Below are 20,952 nucleotides of genomic sequence, written 5' to 3' on the forward strand. Positions count from 1 at the left end.
AAGATGAAACAACATTCCAAGTCCTATCAGTTCTTTGATAAAGCAATAAAACGCCCCTGGTTAATAATATTAGCCACCATACTAATTATTGTTGGTGCCGGAAGTCAGCTTCCGAAAATGCAAATTGATACTACCATTGAAGCTTTTATACCCGCAAATCACCCTTCATTAATTAATCGTGAATTTGTCCGTAAAACTTTCGGTATTTCCGATCCTGTAGTAGTTGCAATTTCAAACGATGGAAAAAACGGAGCATTTTCTCCTGAATTATTGAACTTGATAAGTGAGTTAACCGAAGATTACAAAAAAATTGAAGGCGTAGATCCTGATCAAATTACCAGCCTTGCTACCGAAAATAATATCTACGGTACCGAAACCGGCTTGGTTGTTGAATCATTTATCGAAGGTAAAATTGAATCGCAAGAAGATGCAGACAAAATAAAAAATAATGCTCTAAATTTTCCGCTTTATAAAGGTACACTTGTAAGCGAAGATGCTACAACAACCTTAATCGTTGTCGAACTGCTCGATAATAAAAAATATGGTTCTCAGGCTTACTTTGATATAAAGAAAATCACGGAAGAAAAGCTCAACAACTCAAAATATCAGGGAACAAAATGTTATGTCGCAGGTGAAGGTGGTGTTGTGGCTTATCAAGCAACGTATATTGATGGTGATGCAAAAAAAATGACGCCATTAGCATTTGGCGTTATTTTACTCGTACTCATTATCGCTTATCGTACTTTCAGAGGTTTATATCTCAGCGTAATTGTAATTATAGGTTCCGTTCTCGCCACAATGGGAATAATGGCCGGTGTGGGTGTCCCAATGTATTTAACATCCAATATTATTCCGGTTATTCTCATTGCCATTGGTGTTGCAGATGCTATACATATACTGGGCGAGTACTATGAAACGCTTGCCAAAAAACCCGGTATAACCTCTCGCGAAGCAACGCTTATTACAATGACTGAAATGTGGAGACCGGTAACCATGACAAGTGTTACCAATGTTGCTGGTTTCCTTGCCATGGGCTTTACATCAAACGTACCTCCCTTACAAATGGTAGGAATATTTTCCTCTGTTGGTGTTCTTATCGCTTTGTTTATTTCACTTTTTACTATTCCGGCTATCTTAATGTTGCTCAAACCCAAATTGAGTAAAGCATATCTAAAAGTAAGTGAAACAATAAAACCTGATGCATTCGGTAGGTTTACTCAAAAATTTGGTGTAGCAATTCTTAAAAAGCCAAAGGCAATAATTGTCACCTCTGTGATAGTTATCATTCTAGGGGTGTTCGGTTCTTTTCAAATAAAAGTGGATGAAGCCAGTGTTGAAGCCTTCGATTCAAAAACGGATATTTACAAGGCAGATAGAATCATCAACTCAAAAATGAATGGTTCCAATTCATTTGATGTACTTATTGAAACACCATCAAAAGAAGGGCTTTACACACCCGAAAATCTCAAGAAAATTGAGAAATTACAGCAATACATCGAATCATTACCACAGGTTGGCGGAACCACTTCTATAGTGGATGTAATCAAACAACTCAACAAATCTTTAAACGAAAACAAAAATGAAGCCTATGTAATTCCCAATGATAAAGATATGGTTGCTCAATTATTTCTGCTCTATTCATCTGGCGGTGACCCGGCAGATTTGGAACAGTTTATTGATTATGATTACAGATTGGCAAACATCAGTGTTTCTATGAAAGACGGACATTATTCAAGTGCAAAGAAAGTAATTGAACCGCTGAACACTTATATCGAAAATGATTTTAATGATCAAAATGTAAAAGCCAAAGTTGCAGGGTGGATGAACGTGTTTTATTATTGGTTGGATGGAATTGCTTTCAGCCACTTCTTCGGTGTAATAGTTGCACTTATTTTGGTTCTGCTTATTACAGCATTTAATTTTAAATCATTTACTGCTGGTCTCTATACCGTTTTACCCGTATTCACGGCCATGTTAATGTTCTATGCCATTCTTGGCTTAGCCAATATTCCATTAAACACGGCTACCAATATTTTCGGTGCAATCGCTATTGGAGTATCTGTAGATTTTTCGATTCACATTATCGAACATCTTAAATTAAAAATAAGACAAGACAATCTCAGTATTGAAGAGGCATTACAAAAAATGTACACATCCACCGGGCGAGCTTTATTGTTTAATGCAATTGCTGTTTGTTTCGGATTCGGAATAAATATGATAAGTGAATTACCTCCTTTTGTTGATTTTGGAGCGCTAATAACTACTTGTGTCGCCAGTAGCTTTTTGGCAAGTATGACACTTCTCCCTTCAATGATAAAAATATTCAAACCAAAATTCTTAACTAAATAAATATAAAATATGAAAATTATAAAATCCATTTCATTAAGCATACTTTTTGCTTCTGTATGTGTTTCCACCATTCAGGCGCAGTCTCTCCCGGCTGCAAACGAAATTGTAAAAAGTGTCAATAGTAGAAATGAAGGAGAGCACGTGATACAGAATTTCAACATGATGCTTACCAACAAAAACGGTCAAACGCAATCAAGAGAAACAGTTATTTATAGGAAAGATTATAAGGATCAACGTAAAACCATGATAGTATTTAAAAATCCTTCCAATGTAAAGGGTACTGGATTTATGTCTTTTGATTATAACGATAAAACAAAAGAAGATGATCAATGGCTTTACCTTCCGGCCTTAAAAAAAACAAGAAGAATTTCAGCGTCTAATCGAGGGGATTATTTTTTAGGAACAGATTTTACCTATGAAGACATCAAACTCGGTAGCAAATTAAGTACGACAAATTATTCTTATAAAACCGTTAAGGAAGAAACAATAGACGGCCACAAATGTTACCTTTTAGAAGGTACTCCACTAAACGAAAAAGTAAAAAAAGAACTCGGGTATGGGAAAGTTCATTACTGGGTGGATGCACAAATATGGTTTGTCAGAAAAACAATGTATTGGGATGTAGCCGGCAACTTACTTAAAACCACTAATGCACAAACAATCGAAAAAATTGAAGGCATTTGGTCAATAAAAAAGTTAGAAGCAGAAAACCACAAAACAAGCCATAAAACCTTAATCACGTTCAGCGCAATTGATTATAAAACACAAATAGAAGACGACTTATTCACAGAAGAATCTCTAATGAGAGGAGGCAAATAAATTCTGCAATGAAACAAACAGTTCTAATAATCACATTATTCTTTATTGGCTTGAATGTAGTTGCACAATCAGATTCAACGGCAAAGAAAAAATGGCTGAAGGAAACTCGCCTTACCGCTTTAATTGATAGTCGCACTGCATTTGAATTTAATAATTCTAAATTCTCTAAATCAGAGCTGATAATTCGACCGGAATTGGAAATGCCTTTTTCTAAAAATATTCGCTTATTCGCCAGCGCAAGGGCATATTCCGAATGGCTGGACATTCTGGAACCCAATGAACCTACACAAGATGAAATATCAGATTATTCTAAACGATATTTGATCGGTGACCGTTTAGAATTTGAATTAAGAGAATTTTATATCGATTGGAAAATAAAAAAGCATTATCTCACTATTGGAAAACAACAAATCGTTTGGGGCGAAGCGGATGGGTTAAAGATATTAGATGTAGTTAATCCAATTAATCTTCGTGAATTTTTATTAGACGATTTCGATCAATCTCGAATACCATTATGGTCGGTAAAAGCAGATTTGAATTTCGGAAAGATTAAAACACAATTGATTTGGATTCCGGATAATACCTATCACGATATTCCCGATAGCAACTCCCCCTTCTTTCCATCTGCATTTTTCCCTTCTCCCCCTTCTGGTATTTCCTTGGTGCAGCACCCTCTTAATCGCCCTAATAAATTTATTGAAGACAGCGATGCAGGCATAAGACTATCGGCTTTTTTAAAGGGTTGGGATATTACCCTGAACTATCTTTATGCTTATGATGATTTCCCTGTTGCAAAAAGCACAATTTCGATTGATACAATTGGGTTTCCTGTAATCAATATTCACCCTTCATACAAACGTTATCATTTGGTCGGAGGAACCTTTAACAACTCATTTAAAAGCGTAACGCTAAGAGGAGAAATTGGAGTATCATTAAACAAATCATTCAATACAACTGATGCAAACGTTACAGAGGGAATATTCCAAACAGAACAAGTAGCGGTAGTAATTGGTTTAGATTATTCTGGTATAAGCAATACAACTATCAGCGGTCAAATTTTTGCCGATTATGTTGCAACAGATTATACGCTACTTGGACGTGAAGCACTTGAATTAAATGCAACGCTTTTATTGAGCCGTAATTTTAAAAACGAAACCATTACAACAGATTTAATTTTAGTGCAAAATCTAAATAAAGGAGATGGATTTGTTCGTCCCAAAATAAAATGGCAAGTATTGAATAATCTTATTCTGTCTTTAGGTGCAGATATAATTTATGGCGATGAAAAACGTTTATTCGGTCAATTCCGAGATCGATCCAGGCTCGTCTTTTCAATTCAACTGGGAATTTAAACTGTTATTTGTTGCAACCATTTACGCTCAATTGGCAGTAATAATATTGTTCGACATCCGAGATAAATTTATTCTTATAGAGGGAGATTTGGCTTTTTGACAACTCATTCGTTTGAGAAATTTAATGCTCTATCTTTTATTTCATTCCAGCTTAATGCCATCCTATACTTGTCAGGTTACTAAGATAATTATTTAAAGACCTAATGTCATTCGGTGCGATGGAAAAATTGGTTCTTTTGGCTTTGCCTGTGTGTCGGCTTGTGGGCGGGACAAAGCCAAATGTGCCAATGCGGGTTGGCGTAAAATTGAATTAAAAAAAAGTGCGGCGGGAAAAAATAAAAAATACAGAAGAGTCGGCAAGGAGTGTCGGTTTACTCGTTGTCCGTTTATGATATGGTCTGTATGTTGGTCACTTGTCAAAATGGTTTACTTTTTCTTTAAATTGTCTGCCTGTCGATGGTTGTTGTGTCGTCCGATACGCTTGCACCTAACGGTTCTGGCATAGACGCTGCGCCGCCATACCAATAGCAACCAAAAATAACAACTAAATATTTCATTACCGGAAAAAATTAAATGAGAGTGATTTCTGATGCTTGGCGGTGTAGAGTCTATGCCATGTTATCTGAGGTCTTTTCCTTGCAATAATTCGTGAATTATACTATCTCGAATGGCTTTAATAATTGGAATATACCTATAATAAGTTTCATATCGATTGTCTACTCTTGGAGTGATTTTTAAATTCAATGAGTCTAAGGGTATTATTTTTTGATAAAAATTTATTTTTGAGCAATATTTTGAGTATATCAATCCATCCAGAGCTAAATCACAATATCGCACCGGGGTTGGCATTTCACTCTTGTAATGAAAGTAGTCTAGAGGATAATATATTAACTTGTTCCAGATCGGATTCTTATTGGTTAGGTGTTGGTAATAAATTGGTATAAGTAATTTGCTTGGAATAAAATATGATAGATTAAAGTCATCTGAATTTAAATTATCTTGCTTAAAATAATTTTGTAAAAATATGGTGGCTATATTATCAAAATTTAATTGAAAATAATTTTCTTTTGACATTGAATTATCATTGATATCATCATGCGCATTGATAGCAAAAAATACCCTATGCATTTCTTCTGGACATATTATAATTGCTTTATAAATTGTATCTGCAAAATTAGGTAGGGGTTTAATTTTATTTTTTTCAAATAATAGATCCTATCTACAGTTTCGTTCACAAATTCAGAGTCATACGTGTATTTCTTTTTCAAATTACAAGAAACAAGTAATATAATTATAATTAAACGTAGCATTTAAGATCTCAGATAACGGTCTGTGCTTGCGACGTGCCGCACCCACCTAGCCAAATTTAAAACTTATTTCCGACTTTTCCGCCAAGCGTTGAAACCAATTGCCTCTGCGGCATGATCGCAAGTACATTGTTATGATGGTTAGGTAATATCCCACTTATAAACGCTTAGCAATCCGTGCCCGCACCAATTACATAGTCACAAGCACACCCTAAACCAATTTTAGCTTAGAGCATCCCATCGAATTTGTCTCACACCCACACCATCAACAGCGTCATGCTCAAACCCTCAAAATATCTTTACATCATAACGGTCTGTGCTTGCGACGTGCAGCACCCACCTAGCCAAATTTAAAACTTATTTCCGACTTTTCCGCCAAGCGTTGAAACCAAATGCCTCTGCGGCATGATCGCAAGTACATTGTTATGATGGTTAGGTAATATCCCACTTATAAACGCTTAGCAATCCGCGCCCGCACCAATTACATAGTCACAAGCACACCCTAAACCAATTTTAGCTTAGAGCATCCCATCGAATTTGTCTCACACCCACACCATCAACAGCGTCATGCTCAAACCCTCAAAATATCTTTACATCATAACGGTAAATTGTATGAGTAGTGGCAGGTTGCGGGGCACTTTCCTGTCAAACCGTTACGCAGTTTAAGCGGGCTACAAACCTTGATATTTGGCACTTCGCCTGCCATTACTTATACAAAATGTTGGCGGTAGTTATTTATTTTTTTGTCAGCTTATATCTCAAATGGGTGGTCAAGTCAGACGGTATTACATCCATAATTTCAATGTCATAAATATTCTTGTCAATTCCATCAAATAATCTAATTCCACTCCCTAAAAACATAGGTGCGATGTGAATAAAAAATTCATCTATAAGTCCTGCATTGAGAAATTGTTGAATAGTATTTGCACCACCTTGTATTCTAATATCCTTTCCATTTGCAGATTTTCTTGCTTTTTCTAGTGCACTTTCTATTCCATCATTTATGAAATAAAAAGTTGTCGTACCTTTTTGAACCCAAGGTTCGCGTTTCTCATGAGTCAGTACGAAAACATCTGCTTCGTATAAGTCTTCAGCCCAAACAACTTCACCTTCTATAAACATGCGTTTTCCCATTATATATGAACCTGTTCTGTCAAACACATCATCTATTAATTTGCTGTCTGAACCAAACTCTTGTCCACCTTCCATTTTGACATGTTTCCAAAATGCTTTTTGCTTAAACATCCATCCATGCAGTTTTTCTGAAACACCACCCATAGGATTTTTAGGACTTCTGTTTTCACCTGCAAAAAAGCCATCCAGTGATATTGCACTGTCAAAGATTATCTTACTCATTTAATAAATTTAATCTGTATTTAATCATTTCGTTTATTATTTCCTTCGGCAAGGGCCTATTCAAAGGGAATTGGACCGAACCTTTTGCTTTTTTGAATCCATCCAATTGATTCCAAAATTTTTCCATTGTTGAGGGATGTGGGTAAAAACCAACATGGTTTTTATATCCTGCAATCATTAATTGCTCTTCTCTTTTTCCGTTTTCCATTAAAGTGAACGCAGCAATATTATAATTGATGAGTTCTTGTGTATTTGGTACACACTCGTGTATAATTTCTCGAAGTTGCAATAGATATTCTCTGGTCTTGCCCTCAAAGCTTGTAATATAGGCATCCACCGTTTTAAAATCGTTCATAATACTGAATTTATTTCATGCAATTTAACATTAGTTTCATGATTTTATTGCTTTAAGTGAATAACCACCTCCTGACCAAGTCCAAGCTCCCGCATAGGAAAGAAAATCTTCCGAAAACTTCCCTTTAAATGAATTTTCACTATGCACTTCCTGAAACCAAATTATTATATCATACTCAACTATGTCAATGTAGTAAGTGAAATGATGCCCTTCATTATCATACAAATTTTTAACACATAATTGAAGACCTTCATCGAACTCATAAATTTCTATTCCATTTATATGTCTACCTGAATATATAATATCAAATTGTTGGAATAAAAAATAGTTCCCATCCAATATTTTCATTTCTTGTTCTCCAGTTACATCGTCTCCTTGAATTTTCCACTTACCGATTAATGGATATAAGTCTTTTATACTATTCATGCTCTATGTCTCCTTTAATTACCGCCAACGGTTCGGCATACACGCCGGCCGCTTGAGTATAAGCCAAAAATAAGACCTAAAAATTTATTTTCCTACCCAGCCGAGAAAAATACCACCCAAGCCAATAAAAGCGGCTGGAGTGTATGCTGTGTTATAGGCAGAGCAGATTGCGAATCGACACTTTACACCCGCACCCACACAATAGACTCATTCCAATTTTATGGCATTGTCTATTTCATTTGAGTAGCGCTTAGAAGTCATGTATGGAATTTATTCTTACTTCTTGAAATTCTAATGTAATAGACTTATAATTTGCTTTCAAAACTCACACTCGCTCGTATTTAATTTGAGTCCTGTGAGCAAGTCTTGTTAACCTCTGGCTGCTTGACTATAACGGTCCGGTACTTGCGTCGTGCCGCCACTTGCCTAGAAACCAAAAATACGAAATAGCATTTCACCATCAGCCAAAAGTGAAAATTAATTTTATTCGGCGGCATGATCGCAAGTACTATGTTATGCTCTGGCCATTTTATTCAGTTAGCATTAGCTTCTTTTTTATTTATTTCAACACTAAAGCTTACTTTCGCATGCAATGCCTTAAAAACTTTCAGTACGGTTTCAAACCTGGCATCGGTAGCTGAGTTTTCAATTTTAGATATTTGGGCTTTTTGAACTCCTACAAGTTCACCTAATTGTTCTTGAGTTAAGTTTTTCTCTAATCTAGCTTGTTTAATTGCTTGTCCCAATAAGTCCATTCTTAATTCTTGTTCGAATTGTTCACGCTTAGGAGTCCCTTTTTTACCAATGTATTTATTGGTTAATTCATCCAAACTATATGTTTTCATGATTTTTTTATTTTAAAATATTCAATTCGAATTTTCTCTGCCTTTTCTAGTTCCTTCTTGGGTGTTTTGTTTGATTTCTTTATAATTCCATGAGTTGCGATCACTATTTTATTTTCTGATCTATCCCAAAATGCAAATAACCGATAATCAACCTTGTTGTATGTTGTTCTAAATTCCCAAATTTCACCGCTAAGTTTTTTAAATAGTTCATCGTCTATTATACTTCGAGATTTCCAGATGTTGTAAATTATTTTATCCCTGGGCTTTTCGGTTAAATTATCAAGGAATTCCTTAGCTTCATGAAGAAATATGACTGTAAATCTAGGTTTTGCATACATTTAAGGCAAATGTACATGTTTCCTAATTAAGAAACAAATGTATGGTAATTTTTTTCTAATGGTCGAGCATAACGGTCCGGTACTTGCGTCGTGCCGCCACTTGCCTAGAAACCAAAAATACGAAATAGCATTTCACCATCAGCCAAAAGTGAAAATTAATTTTATTCGGCGGCATGATCGCAAGTACTATGTTATGCTCTGGCCATTTTATTCAGTTAGCATTAGCTTCTTTTTATTTATTTCAACACTAAAGCTTACTTTCGCATGCAATGCCTTAAAAACTTTCAGTACGGTTTCAAACCTGGCATCGGTAGCTGAGTTTTCAATTTTAGATATTTGGGCTTTTTGAACTCCTACAAGTTCACCTAATTGTTCTTGAGTTAAGTTTTTCTCTAATCTAGCTTGTTTAATTGCTTGTCCCAATAAGTCCATTCTTAATTCTTGTTCGAATTGTTCACGCTTAGGAGTCCCTTTTTTACCAATGTATTTATTGGTTAATTCATCCAAACTATATGTTTTCATGATTTTTTTATTTTAAAATATTCAATTCGAATTTTCTCTGCCTTTTCTAGTTCCTTCTTGGGTGTTTTGTTTGATTTCTTTATAATTCCATGAGTTGCGATCACTATTTTATTTTCTGATCTATCCCAAAATGCAAATAACCGATAATCAACCTTGTTGTATGTTGTTCTAAATTCCCAAATTTCACCGCTAAGTTTTTTAAATAGTTCATCGTCTATTATACTTCGAGATTTCCAGATGTTGTAAATTATTTTATCCCTGGGCTTTTCGGTTAAATTATCAAGGAATTCCTTAGCTTCATGAAGAAATATGACTGTAAATCTAGGTTTTGCATACATTTAAGGCAAATGTACATGTTTCCTAATTAAGAAACAAATGTATGGTAATTTTTTTCTAATGGTCGAGCATAACGCGTGGCTATACGACGTGCCAGCCATTTGACTTTGAGCGTTTGGTTAGCTGGCATGGACGAATAGCCGATGTTGTCGGTTCGTTTCAATTTTTTATTAATTTTTTAACAATGGTTTTTCCTTTGCTATTAACTATTTTTAAAAAGTATAGCCCCGGTGCTAATTCATTCAGCTCAATTTCTGTTAAAAAGCCAACTTTTCTGAATAAATTTTTTCCCTGTGAATCGATTACTTCAAGTTTCAAATAATTTAATTCTTGATTATTCAAATAAATCCTGTTTAAGGTTGGATTAGGAAATATCTCTATATCATCGTTCTGGTCTAATTCGGGAGTTAAGGTTTCTGTAATATAATCACATTCTACATCAGTGTTATAATGGTACAGACCAATTTCATTATCTTCATAACACCTCAATCCAAGAATGTAGTCTTCATCACAGATTTGAGCTTGCCAGGGAAACATGTATTGGACATCTCCAATGCCTTCAATTAATTGAGTTGTGTATACTCTGTACCAAAAAATTCCAAGTTTAAACTCAAGATTACAAGATAAAACTTTCCTTGTTTGACCATTTATGTTGGTTGTATAAATATTAGTTACGGTATATTGTAGTGTATCTGTATACATTGAGTTAAACATAATAGGGAATTTCCAAGAATCCCCAATTTCAGCTGAAAAGTTGTAAAGCATATGAAATCCAGATTCACTATTAATTTTTGCGTAAATTTTATTTTCCATTGTCTGATACATAAAAACATTATTATCCGTGATTGAGCAAGCCCAATTATTTGTAATAGTTAAATGTGTTGACGGGATGCCATTTATAATAGTATCCCCAACTGATTTAATTAAGGTGAATTCTTCAATATCCAAATGATAATCATAAAATTTTGAGAAATGCCATTTAGTACCTATTGGGGCCCAATTTTGTGATAATCCACATATCGGAGAAATTAAAAAGAAGTATAATAAAGAGTTAATTATTTTCATGCGTATTATTTTTAATGACCGACAACGGTTTGTATTTACGAGGTAGCGCCAAACAAACTGCCTAAAGCGAAGATTAATTGTATTCAACATTGGCAAATCTAAGTTCAAAAAAATCATCTCTTTGGCAGCTATCTCCGTAAATACTGTGTTAGCATCTGGTTTAATTACTTCCAGTTTATTTTCCCGTAAAAATTTCCATCTTCAATGTTAATAGTATCAGGAAATGTACCGATGAAAGCGGTATCCCGTACCACTTTTGCACGAAACTTTCCTCGTATATCACCAGACTGTTTATTCAACTCAATTATTTCTAGAAAGTATGAAGAGTCAGCTTCTTTAAGACTATATATTCCTGTAACTACATCTCCATCTGAAGTAAATTCGCTGTATGTAATCCTATAGATGGTGTCTAAGAATGAAGGCTCTATTGGGTTAAATTGGAATTTGCCAAGACGTAAAGGGACTTTATTCAATAACACTTTGCTTCTTAATTCACCTATATCATTATATTTCTGAATTAAAATAGATATACAAGTATCAGGCAGACAATTTACAAATCTTGGATCATTAAGTGGAAATATGCCAGTTTTTCCTTTCCATTCAACACCGTTTAATAATGCTGTTCCTTCTCCATAAAAACCTATATCATCAAATATGTCGTCCTTTTCACAAGAACTAACCGCAAGTATTAAAATTAAAAAATTTAACCTTTTCATGGTCTTCCTATTTTGATAACTTTAGTCACTGAAACGGTTCTGTCTATGGTTGACTTTAATAGAATAATACCATTTTGAAGGTTGCCTAAATCAAATATTTCAGAGTGTACACCCTTGTTGTATTTCTTGTTTGACAAAAAATCTGATTGCCATTACAATTTGCCAAAATAAACTCGGCTTCAGTATTGTCTTCTGAAATCAAAAACTCTATTGTAAATTCTTCAACTACTGGATTAGGATATGCAATTGCAGTAGGGCCATTACCTCCTCCACTTAATAACTGTAAGTTGCAACCTGGTGTTCCCTTTTGTCGTATGGAAATTTGAAAGAAAGCAAATACAAAGTTTCCAATTGCATCCTGAACTCGCACTCGTAAAAATACAGTGGATTTTAAAGGATAATTATTCGAATTTACCCAAATTGATAGTCCTGATCCCACTGAATTTCCCCAATTTACCCCGTCTGTAGAAATACGCCAATCATAACTGAATGGATTATTAGAACCATTTACATTTACAAAGTACTCTCCACTCAAAGGTCGACATAATATATCGTCTCCATTTATTTCTGCGGACAGTGGTATAACGGGATTTGGGTTATAGCCAGCAACTATACAAGCATGACCATCTCTTATCCAACGTGCATTATCCCTTGAATCTATAATTCCGGTTGGATGTCCTTTTAAACTTATGTCGGGATTAGAATAATGTAATAACCTTTGATTATTTTGCCGCAATTGGTGAAGAATTGTACTATAATTTTTCCAACTACATAACCAACAAGGTCTATGACCCCATCCAGATCCATGTTCGAAAGGCCCTGAATCATCGCATCCACCCCTTTGAAAAGTCTCGCATCTTTGGTGACGACATCCTATGATATGTCCTAATTCATGGCTAAAGGTAAAATTAGCAGTTATACTATTACCTTCAATAACTCCAAATGCAAATGCTTCTTGAGGGTTGCTGAGATTTTCAATAGGTACACCACCCAAAATGCCTCCATTATAGTCTGCATCGGTAATTAATATAACTACATCAGCCAAATCTGTTGCTCTCCAAGTTGCCACTTGATTTGAAGTTCGCAAGTCAAATAAATCTCCTTCAAAGTTTCCAGGATCTTCTGTAAATCCAACCCATTCTCTAACATTTGCTCTGATTACGCAAGTATTATCTATGTCACTGTTGCTAAAGGCTTGATTTGTTTGACTTATTGCTAGATTTACCATATCATTGATTCCGCCCAAGCCAAATGCATCTTCTGCGGCTTGTGTAAATAAAAACAATACTCTGATAGCACATCCACCTGTCCTAGGTGTTAATTGAATATCTGGAACTTTTAATCCTTGGCCTTCAGTTGGCGTTGAGACGATACATTCTTGTTTCGAAGTGAAGAATTCTGCATTTATCTTTCCCAAAACGGAATAACTCTCACTTAATGCTAATAATTCGTATTTAGTTTCGTCCACCACAATGTATCCATATTTTCTTCCATCTTTGGATTCAATCATGATTTCACCTTCGGTACATGTGCATACACAAAGTGATGTATCTGTATTTGGATCTCTTAGCGTACCATAATAGTAATAGTTCTGTTCGTCAATATATCGAGAAGATTTAGGTTCAAATTCCAATGCCTCACAATCATCTCCAGTTAGATCAAGCTGCAAGTTTCCACCTTCATTAATACTTGATATTAAAGAATTTAGTTGGACAATACTCACAGAAGAAAATTTAGGGAAGGTGACTATTTTCTGGTATTGGAGTAACTCGTTCGTATCCAATACCGCACTCGAAGGATAAGATGCTATCCAATTCATTTGAGCATTAATCTCAAAAATCCAATAATTGTAAGGATTAATAAAATCAAATTCTTTTTCATATTCTTTTAATTACTGTGTTAACGTTTGAAATTCAATCGCTTGGCAAAAATTGCCGATAACACCAATTAATTACTTCTCTAAGGTACTACTTTCTGTCACTCATTACTCTAAGCGTCTATCTTGATTTTGTCCGCCCTAACTGAGTTTTTTGTTGAATTTCAGATTTCATAGTTTAGATTTTCTTTAAATCGATGCTAACGGTTTCGGGCTTTGCGTTCGGGCGGGATTCGGAGCACAAAACTGTCAACATGTACTGAACTTGAATAGAAGCACAAAGTTCCAAGTTTCCACGTCACCCCGCCTGACGCAAAACCCGTGTTAGCGGTTCGTGCTATTCTGTCTACGAAGGATTGTCGTTCAATGTTTGTAGCCATTTTTACAGTCCAAAGTAATAACTAATATTTAGTCCACCACTATATAAATAACCTGTAACGGGGGCATCAATAATTTTTAAAACACCGTATCTGAAAGTCGGCTCAACTCTCAAGTTCATTCTGTTATTTATTTCGTAGTCAATACCAACGCTTATTGTCGGTGAAATATTTACTCTCTTGTAGTCGTAACTTGTCGGATTTGTCTTTCTTGTTGTGTGGTCTGAATAAACCAAAACGCTTGTCTGCGTTTCTTTAATAAAAATGTTTGTCGTCACGCCAACGCTTGTAAAGAAGCGAACTTTCTTTTTGCCGATTGTGAAGTTAGCTTTTACAGGAATCTCAATGCAATGAAAGTTGTAAATGAATTTTGCTTTGTTGGGTGCACTTGGGTCAGGTTGCCCGAAAATTAAATCTTTAAACTTTGTCTGGTAGCCCTTATTAGAATATTGAATACCTGTCTCTATACCAATAAACTTTTTTATATTGAAACAAACATTAAGACCAGTTGTATAGCCAACCTTAATTGTTTCATTCTCATTGTTCAGTTTTACAACAAGGTCACTTGTTGAACTGCCGTCATTGTTTTTGAGTCTCCGAAAACAAATGTCAGGAGAAACATTGATGCCGATTTGAACTCTCTTGAAGCGTGCAGTCGGATTTTCTTTGGTCTTGTCTTGTCCATAAGAACTAAACGCTGTCATTGTCAGCAGTAAGAGTGTTAGGTTTTTCATTGCTGTCAAATTTATATTTGTCTTGTTATCGTTGTCTATTGTGTGTCTCCCAAGCATGACCGCTAACGTATTGCAGCTACCCGAAGGTGGCGATTTCGAAGCACTTCACTGTCAACCAAGCAGAAACTTTGATAGAAGCACAAAGCTTGATTGAACCACTGAACCGCCACTTTTGGGTAGGTGCTGTTAGCGGTTCGGGCTGTTTTAGTCATATAAAAATGGTTCATTTCCTTCTGCCATTTTCCGCACATTTTCTAATACTTGTTTCATATATCTTGTGTAAAATGCATTTGCAAAGAGCCATTGAAAGGGAATAAAAATATATCCTTTTCCATGAATGGTGTAATCGTAATTTATTTGTATTTTATTAGGTTCTAGCTCTGTTGTTGTCCATTCAAAAGTAAACTTCCAGATATTCAACATCCAAGATTTGAAATTTCCCACCTCTACTTTCCAATATTTATTTTCAATACTTTCTATAACTTCATCTGTGGAAACTTCACCACCTTTAAAGGTTAGTGATTCCCCAGCGTAAACATTTTTAATTGAACCAACTTTACCCCAATTTTCATCATTAGTTGTTTTGGTTACTTTCGGCATTAAGCCATATCCTGTATGCACTTTGGTTACATCGCAGAGTATTGGTGCTTTAAATGCCCTTTCGAGTGAGCAGTTGTAGATTGCTGAAGTGTGAATTTTGAAATTCATAGGCCAATTATTTTTACTCTTGTTTGTATTCCTTTTTCTACTTAAAGTCACCCTTAAATCCGTAGTCATTTTTTCCTTCACTATTAAGTTGGTTTGGTGCTTGTAGCCTGACCGCTAACGGTCCGGCATACACGCCGGCCGCTTGAGTATAAGTCAAAAATATGACCTAAAATTTTATTTTCCAAACCGGCCGTGAGAAATACCATCCAAGCTTAAAGAAGCGGCTGGAGTGTATGCTGTGTTATAGGCAGAGCAGATTGCGAATCGACACTTTACACCCGCACCCACACAATAGACTCATTCCAATTTTATGGGATTGTCTATTTTATTTGAGTAGCGCTTAGAAGTCATGTATGGAATTTATTCTTACTTCTTGAAATTCTAATGTAATAGACTTATAATTTGCTTTCAAAACTCACACTCGCTCGTATTTAATTTGAGTCCTGTGAGCAAGTCTTGTTAACCTCTGGCTGCTTGACTATAACGGTCCGGCATACACGCCGGCCGCTTGAGTATAAGCCAAAAATAAGACCTAAAAATTTATTTTCCAAGCCAGCCGAGAGAAATACCATCCAAGCTTAAAGAAGCGGCTGGAGTGTATGCTGTGTTATAGGCAGAGCAGATTGCGATTCGACACTTTACACCCGCACCCACACCATAGACTCATTCCAATTTTATGGGATTGTCTATTTTATTTGAGTAGCGCTTAGAAGTCATGTTTGGAATTTATTCTTACTTCTTGAAATTCTAATGTAATAGACTTATAATTTGATTTCAAAACTCACACACGTTCGTATTTTATTTCAGTCCTGTGAGCAAGTCTTGTTAACCTCTGGCTGCTTGACTATAACGGTCGGTGCTTACGCAGTGCCGGATTGTGAAGATACAATTTTCTAATGAACGGAAAGCCGGCATTGAGTAAGCACCATGTTGGTGGCAGGCTAATTTACATTGATCTATTTTTGGTTATTACGTTATATTAGTTCCTCTTTGCAAAACATTCTTGCCAGTAAGGACCCAGTCCTTGTTTATAAAAATAATATAGACTATCTTGTTCGAGAGTTAGTTGTGGTGGGTGATACTCCTGTACTGATTTAAATTTACCTTCAGAATAATAAAACATAATTGCCGTGGATACATTTATTTCATTAAAATTTAAATTTACTATTGAGTCTAATGCTGATTTTGTCAGAAAAAGTGTAACCATGGACGTATCATGTTTGAATCCAACAATCGTATCAACCCAATAATTATTCGTACAAATTCCATTATAGGTTCCCATGACATTTTCACGTTCATCAATATAAGAGTATTCACATCCTGTTAAAATAGATGCAATCCCTATAATCAATATTAATTTGTGCATAGTGAATAAACCTAAATATGTTTTATTGTCTTGCTTGCCACCAACGTTTTGCAGCTACCCGAAGGTGGCGATTTACGCACCAACTTTCATTCGGAGAACTGCCGTTCAAATATACACAAAACTGTCCTACGAAGCACTTCACCGCCACTTTTGGGTAGGTGCTGTTACCGCCAGTGGTTCTATCTTTCGTGTCAGTGTCTACCGTGCTTTCAGCGATTTTACTGTCCGTTTAATTGTCCCGAAAAACGTTTTTATCTGTCGGCAATGAGCGGTCGGGAAAGATTTAATTTTTGCGAAGCGAAGAAAATTTTTCTGTTCCTGCGTGATTGCTTTTGGCATATCTTTTTGTTTTGCGGGTTGGCTTAGCTCTTTGCCGCCCGCAGGAACGAGGACGGCAATGTGCTAAAAGTGTGATGGCACAAAAAGTATGACAAAAAGAAGCGTTGGCTTTAGTTGTTTTTAATTTTTGTAATTCATTAATTTCAAACTGGTTAAAATTACAATGAGCGTTACTCCAACATCTGCGGCTATGGCGAAAACTAAATTGCTGTAACCAATAAACGCAAGTGTTATGAAAATGAGTTTAACTGCTATTGCTCCAATGGTGTTGAATTTTATTCTTCTCAATGTTTTTTTACTTAACTGAATGAGAAACGGAATGAGTGAAAGTTTATCGTTCATCAATGCAATGTTTGCAGTTTCTATGGCGGTGTCGCTTCCTGCTGCTCCCATTGCTATTCCTACCGTAGATTGTGCTAACGCTGGTGCATCGTTTATGCCGTCACCTACCATTGCCACCGTGCCGTATTGTTTCAAGAGGTCTTTAATTTTTTCAGCTTTATTTTCGGGTAACATATTGCCAAATATTTTTTGATGCCTACTTGTTGGGCTACATAGTTTGCTGCTTTTTCGCTGTCGCCTGTGAGCATTATGGGTTCTATGTTCATTGCTTCTATTTCATTTAATGCTTCGACACTGTCGGGTTTTATTTCGTCCATTAAACCGATAATTCCTGCAACTCCGTTTCCGAAACTTACCACTACGCTTGTTTTTCCTTGTGCTGAAAGTTCCGCAACAATTTTTTCTGCTTCGCTGTCGGTATGTTGATGTTCTTTGATGAAATCTAATTTGCCTACATAAATTGTTTCGTCCTCACACACCAAACATTTTGCGGTTGCTCCTTTGCCCATGATGCTTTTGAATGCTTCGGTTTTATGCGGTTCAAATCCTTCTTTGCGGCTTGCATCAACAATGGCTTGTGCTAAAGGGTGTTCGCTAAATATTTCAGCTCCTGCGGTGCAAGCCAATAGTTCTTCACGGCTTATTCCATTGAGTGGAAGCACATCACTAACGATTGGGTTTCCGAATGTAATGGTTCGTGTTTTGTCTAACGCAATAGCTCTGATGTTTGCCAACGCTTCTAAATATTTTCCTCCCTTTACCAACGCTCCTTTTGCTGATGCGTTTCCGATGGCTGCGTAAATGGCTACTGGTGTAGAAATAACCAATGCACAAGGACAAGCAATAACAAGAAGTGTAATTGCCTGTTGTAGCCAATGATTAAGGTCTAAGTGCAAAACGAAAACAGGAATAATAAAAAGTAAAACAGACAGCATAATCATTATGGGAGTATAATATTTTGCAAACTGCTGAATGAATTTTTGAGTTTCACTTTTATTAGCTGCTGCCTCAAATGTGAGCCGGACAATTTTGGAAAAGGTGGTGTCAACAGAAAGTTTGGTAGTTTCCATTTCTATGAAACCATTTTGTTGAGCGTGCCTGCGAAAAGATTATCGCCCTTGTGTTTGTCTTGGGGAATTGGTTCGCCTGTGATGGCAGCTTCGTCAACTGCGGTTTCTCCTGAAATGATTTTACCGTCAAGCGGTATCATTTCACCTGCTTTTACCTGAATAACTGTTCCCACTACAATTTTATCAATTGGAACAAATTCATTTTGTGATTTTACAAATGCGGTCTTTGGTGCTTTGCTGACTAATTCATCTAATGCAGATTTTGAGTTTTCAATTCCAATATCCTCCAAGCGTTCACCCAATACATACAACACCACAAGCACAGCCGCTTCGGGAAATTCTTTGAGATAAATGCACCAAAGACAGCAATAAGCATAAGCAAATTGATGTTGCTGAAATTGAGTTTGAAAAGTGCTTTTACACCGCTCCAAATTACTTTGTAGCCAATTGCCAAAATAAAGAATGCGAAAATAAAGGAGCATACGGCATTGGTATATGAATGCCGATGACGGATAAAACTTCTTTAACGCCACCACTATTGAGATAGCGAAAAGAAGAAACAGAAATTTTTTATCGTTGAATGGTAGTTTCATATTGATTTATTTTTTAACAACAATTTTTTCCTATTTGGATTGATGGACATTTTACAGTTCCGTAGCTGCAATACACACAGCAATCGCCTTGTTTGGGGTTTTAATAATTTTTTGCAGTTTTTCACACTCATAGAAAAACTGACAGGCATCCGTGGGCATGATTTCTTTTTTCTTGTGTCCGCAGTTTGGACAAGTAATTTCACTTTCAAGTTCTACTGTCTTGCCGTCAATAACTTTGCAAGTGTCGCAAGTGCCGTGAAGTTTGTTTCGTCTATAATTCCAAAGTGTAGCAATAAAAAGTCCGAACATTCCTACATATAGAAAATAAATCCAGTTGTCGGAGTTGTTGAAATGGTAGCCGTAGAAAATAAGGATGCCGCTTGGAATAGCAACAAGCAAAGGATAAGTGCATCTGTGCTTACGATAAGAAATGTAGAGACCTGTAACGGAAATCAAAACCATAGTCTGAAAACCCACATCGTCCATCCGCCAAAAAGTTCAGCAGTTCCAAAACCTAAGGCGGATGCTGCAAACGCAAATAACGGAAAGCAACAGGGTGATAGAAGTGCCGCTAAAAACAGACCTACTGTTCCAAATTTGTCTAAATTCTTTATAAGTTTCATTTTATTTAATTTTAATGTTCATGTGCCTCACCTTTATTATTCATTTTAGCTAAGATGAAGAAAGCTCCGTTCACTACTACTTTGCAGTTGGCAGGAATTTCTTTTAGCAAAGTAATTTCACTGTAACCTACATCGGTAGTGCCTTTGCGAATTGGAATTTTTTCAAAGGTTGTTCCTCCTTCCCCGTGTTCGGTTTCTTCTTTTTCACTATGCTCATGCCCGTGTTCATCGTGCTTATGTTCGGCAGTTTCGGTTTCACTATGATGTTCTTCTTCGCTGTGGGCATCAGTTACAATAAAAATATAGTCTTGCCCTTCATGGTTTACAATGGCATTGGTAGGCACGGCATCAACAGTTGCATTTTCTAAACTTACCAAAGCGGTAATGCTCATTCCGTCAATCAACCCTTGTTTGTTGCCTTTAACTGTTGCATGAACGGCAACGGCTTTTGTGTTTTGTTCAAAAGTGTTGCTGATTGCGTAAACATCTGCATCGTATTCTTTGCCAGGATTGTTGGTGAGTGTAAAATGAATTGTTTGCCCGACTTTTAGTTTCTGTAAATCTTTTCATACACATACAAATCCAAATGCAGTTGGCTGTTATCTACTATTTCAGCAATGGAGGTATTGGCATCGGCAAAAGTTCCAATGTTTACCGTTATGTTGCTCACTGTTCCGCTTATCGGACTGGTAATGTTAATAACTGATTGAATGTTTTCGCTTGTAAGTATTGCTGTATTGATACCTGCTAATGCCAACTGGCTTTGTAAACTTGCTTTTTTTGCTTTCAGCGATTTAAGTTCAGCTTCGGCTTGCTGAAATGTTTTAAGTGAAGCAGCGTTTCCTTCTTTTAGCGTTTTCTGCCGTTCAAATTCCAATTGTGCCAAATCAACTTTAGCAGAAGTGCTTAAAAATTCTTCCTGCATAGTGATAAAATTAGTGTTTGAGATGGTTGCAATGGTTTGTCCTTTCGTAACGCTGTTGCCTGTTTGCACCAAAATAGATTTGATAACTCCGCCAAACATGGCAGTGGCGTTTGCCTTGTTGTTGTTAGGAACACGCAACAAGCCATTTGCTTTTAGCGAAGCAGTAAGTTGTTTTTTCTCAATGCTGCCCAATTCAATTTTGATTGATTTCAT

Annotated in this window: 16 protein-coding genes and 3 pseudogenes; 3 read left to right on the forward strand and 16 right to left on the reverse strand. The window is 36.1% G+C overall.

The genetic code is table 11. The features are described from left to right. Positions 1–3: 3 nt before the first annotated feature. Genes IPM34_14805 through IPM34_14815 form a run of 3 tightly spaced genes read left to right on the forward strand, consistent with a single transcriptional unit; the run spans position 4 to position 4,520 of the window. The gene (locus IPM34_14805) at positions 4–2,349 is read left to right on the forward strand and encodes an MMPL family transporter (protein ID MBK8956805.1); all 2,346 of its coding nucleotides are present in this window, start codon (positions 4–6) and stop codon (positions 2,347–2,349) included. A 9-nt stretch (positions 2,350–2,358) separates the two neighbouring features. Further along, complete coding sequence (locus IPM34_14810; GenBank protein ID MBK8956806.1) at positions 2,359–3,168, forward strand: outer membrane lipoprotein-sorting protein; 810 nt, start codon at positions 2,359–2,361, stop codon at positions 3,166–3,168. A gap of 8 nt (positions 3,169–3,176) precedes the next feature. Beyond that, positions 3,177–4,520 carry a hypothetical protein gene (locus IPM34_14815; GenBank protein MBK8956807.1) on the forward strand — a complete coding sequence of 448 codons (1,344 nt, stop codon included), beginning with the start codon at positions 3,177–3,179 and terminating at the stop codon, positions 4,518–4,520. Between the two features lie 2,042 nt (positions 4,521–6,562). Here IPM34_14815 and IPM34_14820 read toward each other — a convergent pair. The 16 genes and pseudogenes from IPM34_14820 to IPM34_14895 all read right to left on the reverse strand — a co-directional run bounded on the left by IPM34_14820 (position 6,563) and on the right by IPM34_14895 (position 20,952). After that, complete coding sequence (locus IPM34_14820; protein MBK8956808.1) at positions 6,563–7,183, reverse strand: dihydrofolate reductase family protein; 621 nt, start codon at positions 7,181–7,183, stop codon at positions 6,563–6,565. Then, on the reverse strand, positions 7,176–7,538 hold the full coding sequence (locus IPM34_14825; protein MBK8956809.1) for a DUF1801 domain-containing protein: 363 nt from the start codon (positions 7,536–7,538) through the stop codon (positions 7,176–7,178). The genes IPM34_14820 and IPM34_14825 overlap by 8 nt, the downstream gene beginning before the upstream one ends. A 36-nt stretch (positions 7,539–7,574) precedes the next feature. Then, positions 7,575–7,964 carry a hypothetical protein gene (locus IPM34_14830; protein ID MBK8956810.1) on the reverse strand — a complete coding sequence of 130 codons (390 nt, stop codon included), beginning with the start codon at positions 7,962–7,964 and terminating at the stop codon, positions 7,575–7,577. Positions 7,965–8,497: 533 nt separating this feature from the next. Then, positions 8,498–8,809, reverse strand: a complete 312-nt coding sequence (locus tag IPM34_14835; protein ID MBK8956811.1) for a helix-turn-helix transcriptional regulator — start codon at positions 8,807–8,809, stop codon at positions 8,498–8,500. Continuing rightward, positions 8,806–9,147, reverse strand: a complete 342-nt coding sequence (locus tag IPM34_14840; protein ID MBK8956812.1) for a type II toxin-antitoxin system RelE/ParE family toxin — start codon at positions 9,145–9,147, stop codon at positions 8,806–8,808. Before IPM34_14840 ends, IPM34_14835 begins: the two co-directional genes overlap by 4 nt. Before the next feature lie 207 nt (positions 9,148–9,354). Beyond that, positions 9,355–9,669: a helix-turn-helix transcriptional regulator gene (locus IPM34_14845; protein MBK8956813.1), complete on the reverse strand. Its 315-nt coding sequence runs from the start codon at positions 9,667–9,669 to the stop codon at positions 9,355–9,357. Next, a complete protein-coding gene (locus IPM34_14850) occupies positions 9,666–10,007 on the reverse strand; it encodes a type II toxin-antitoxin system RelE/ParE family toxin (protein ID MBK8956814.1) in 342 nt (113 codons plus the stop codon). The genes IPM34_14845 and IPM34_14850 overlap by 4 nt, the downstream gene beginning before the upstream one ends. A 157-nt stretch (positions 10,008–10,164) precedes the next feature. Then, positions 10,165–11,070: a T9SS type A sorting domain-containing protein gene (locus IPM34_14855; protein MBK8956815.1), complete on the reverse strand. Its 906-nt coding sequence runs from the start codon at positions 11,068–11,070 to the stop codon at positions 10,165–10,167. A 164-nt stretch (positions 11,071–11,234) separates the two neighbouring features. Next, positions 11,235–11,786 carry a hypothetical protein gene (locus IPM34_14860; protein MBK8956816.1) on the reverse strand — a complete coding sequence of 184 codons (552 nt, stop codon included), beginning with the start codon at positions 11,784–11,786 and terminating at the stop codon, positions 11,235–11,237. Positions 11,787–11,871: 85 nt separating this feature from the next. Continuing rightward, complete coding sequence (locus IPM34_14865) at positions 11,872–13,605, reverse strand: hypothetical protein (GenBank protein ID MBK8956817.1); 1,734 nt, start codon at positions 13,603–13,605, stop codon at positions 11,872–11,874. A 439-nt stretch (positions 13,606–14,044) separates the two neighbouring features. Further along, positions 14,045–14,773 (reverse strand): PorT family protein, encoded by a 729-nt coding sequence (locus tag IPM34_14870; GenBank protein ID MBK8956818.1) that lies wholly within the window; start codon positions 14,771–14,773, stop codon positions 14,045–14,047. Between the two features lie 204 nt (positions 14,774–14,977). Beyond that, positions 14,978–15,481 (reverse strand): hypothetical protein, encoded by a 504-nt coding sequence (locus IPM34_14875; GenBank protein ID MBK8956819.1) that lies wholly within the window; start codon positions 15,479–15,481, stop codon positions 14,978–14,980. Positions 15,482–16,460: 979 nt separating this feature from the next. Further along, positions 16,461–16,847 (reverse strand): hypothetical protein, encoded by a 387-nt coding sequence (locus tag IPM34_14880; protein ID MBK8956820.1) that lies wholly within the window; start codon positions 16,845–16,847, stop codon positions 16,461–16,463. 459 nt (positions 16,848–17,306) lie between these two features. Next, positions 17,307–19,191, reverse strand: a pseudogene (locus IPM34_14885) (cation-translocating P-type ATPase). A gap of 13 nt (positions 19,192–19,204) precedes the next feature. Continuing rightward, positions 19,205–19,653, reverse strand: a pseudogene (locus IPM34_14890) (MerC domain-containing protein). Positions 19,654–19,825: 172 nt separating this feature from the next. Further along, a pseudogene (locus tag IPM34_14895) lies at positions 19,826–20,952 on the reverse strand (efflux RND transporter periplasmic adaptor subunit).

Source organism: Saprospiraceae bacterium (assembly GCA_016716185.1).
GTDB lineage: Bacteria > Bacteroidota > Bacteroidia > Chitinophagales > Saprospiraceae > Vicinibacter.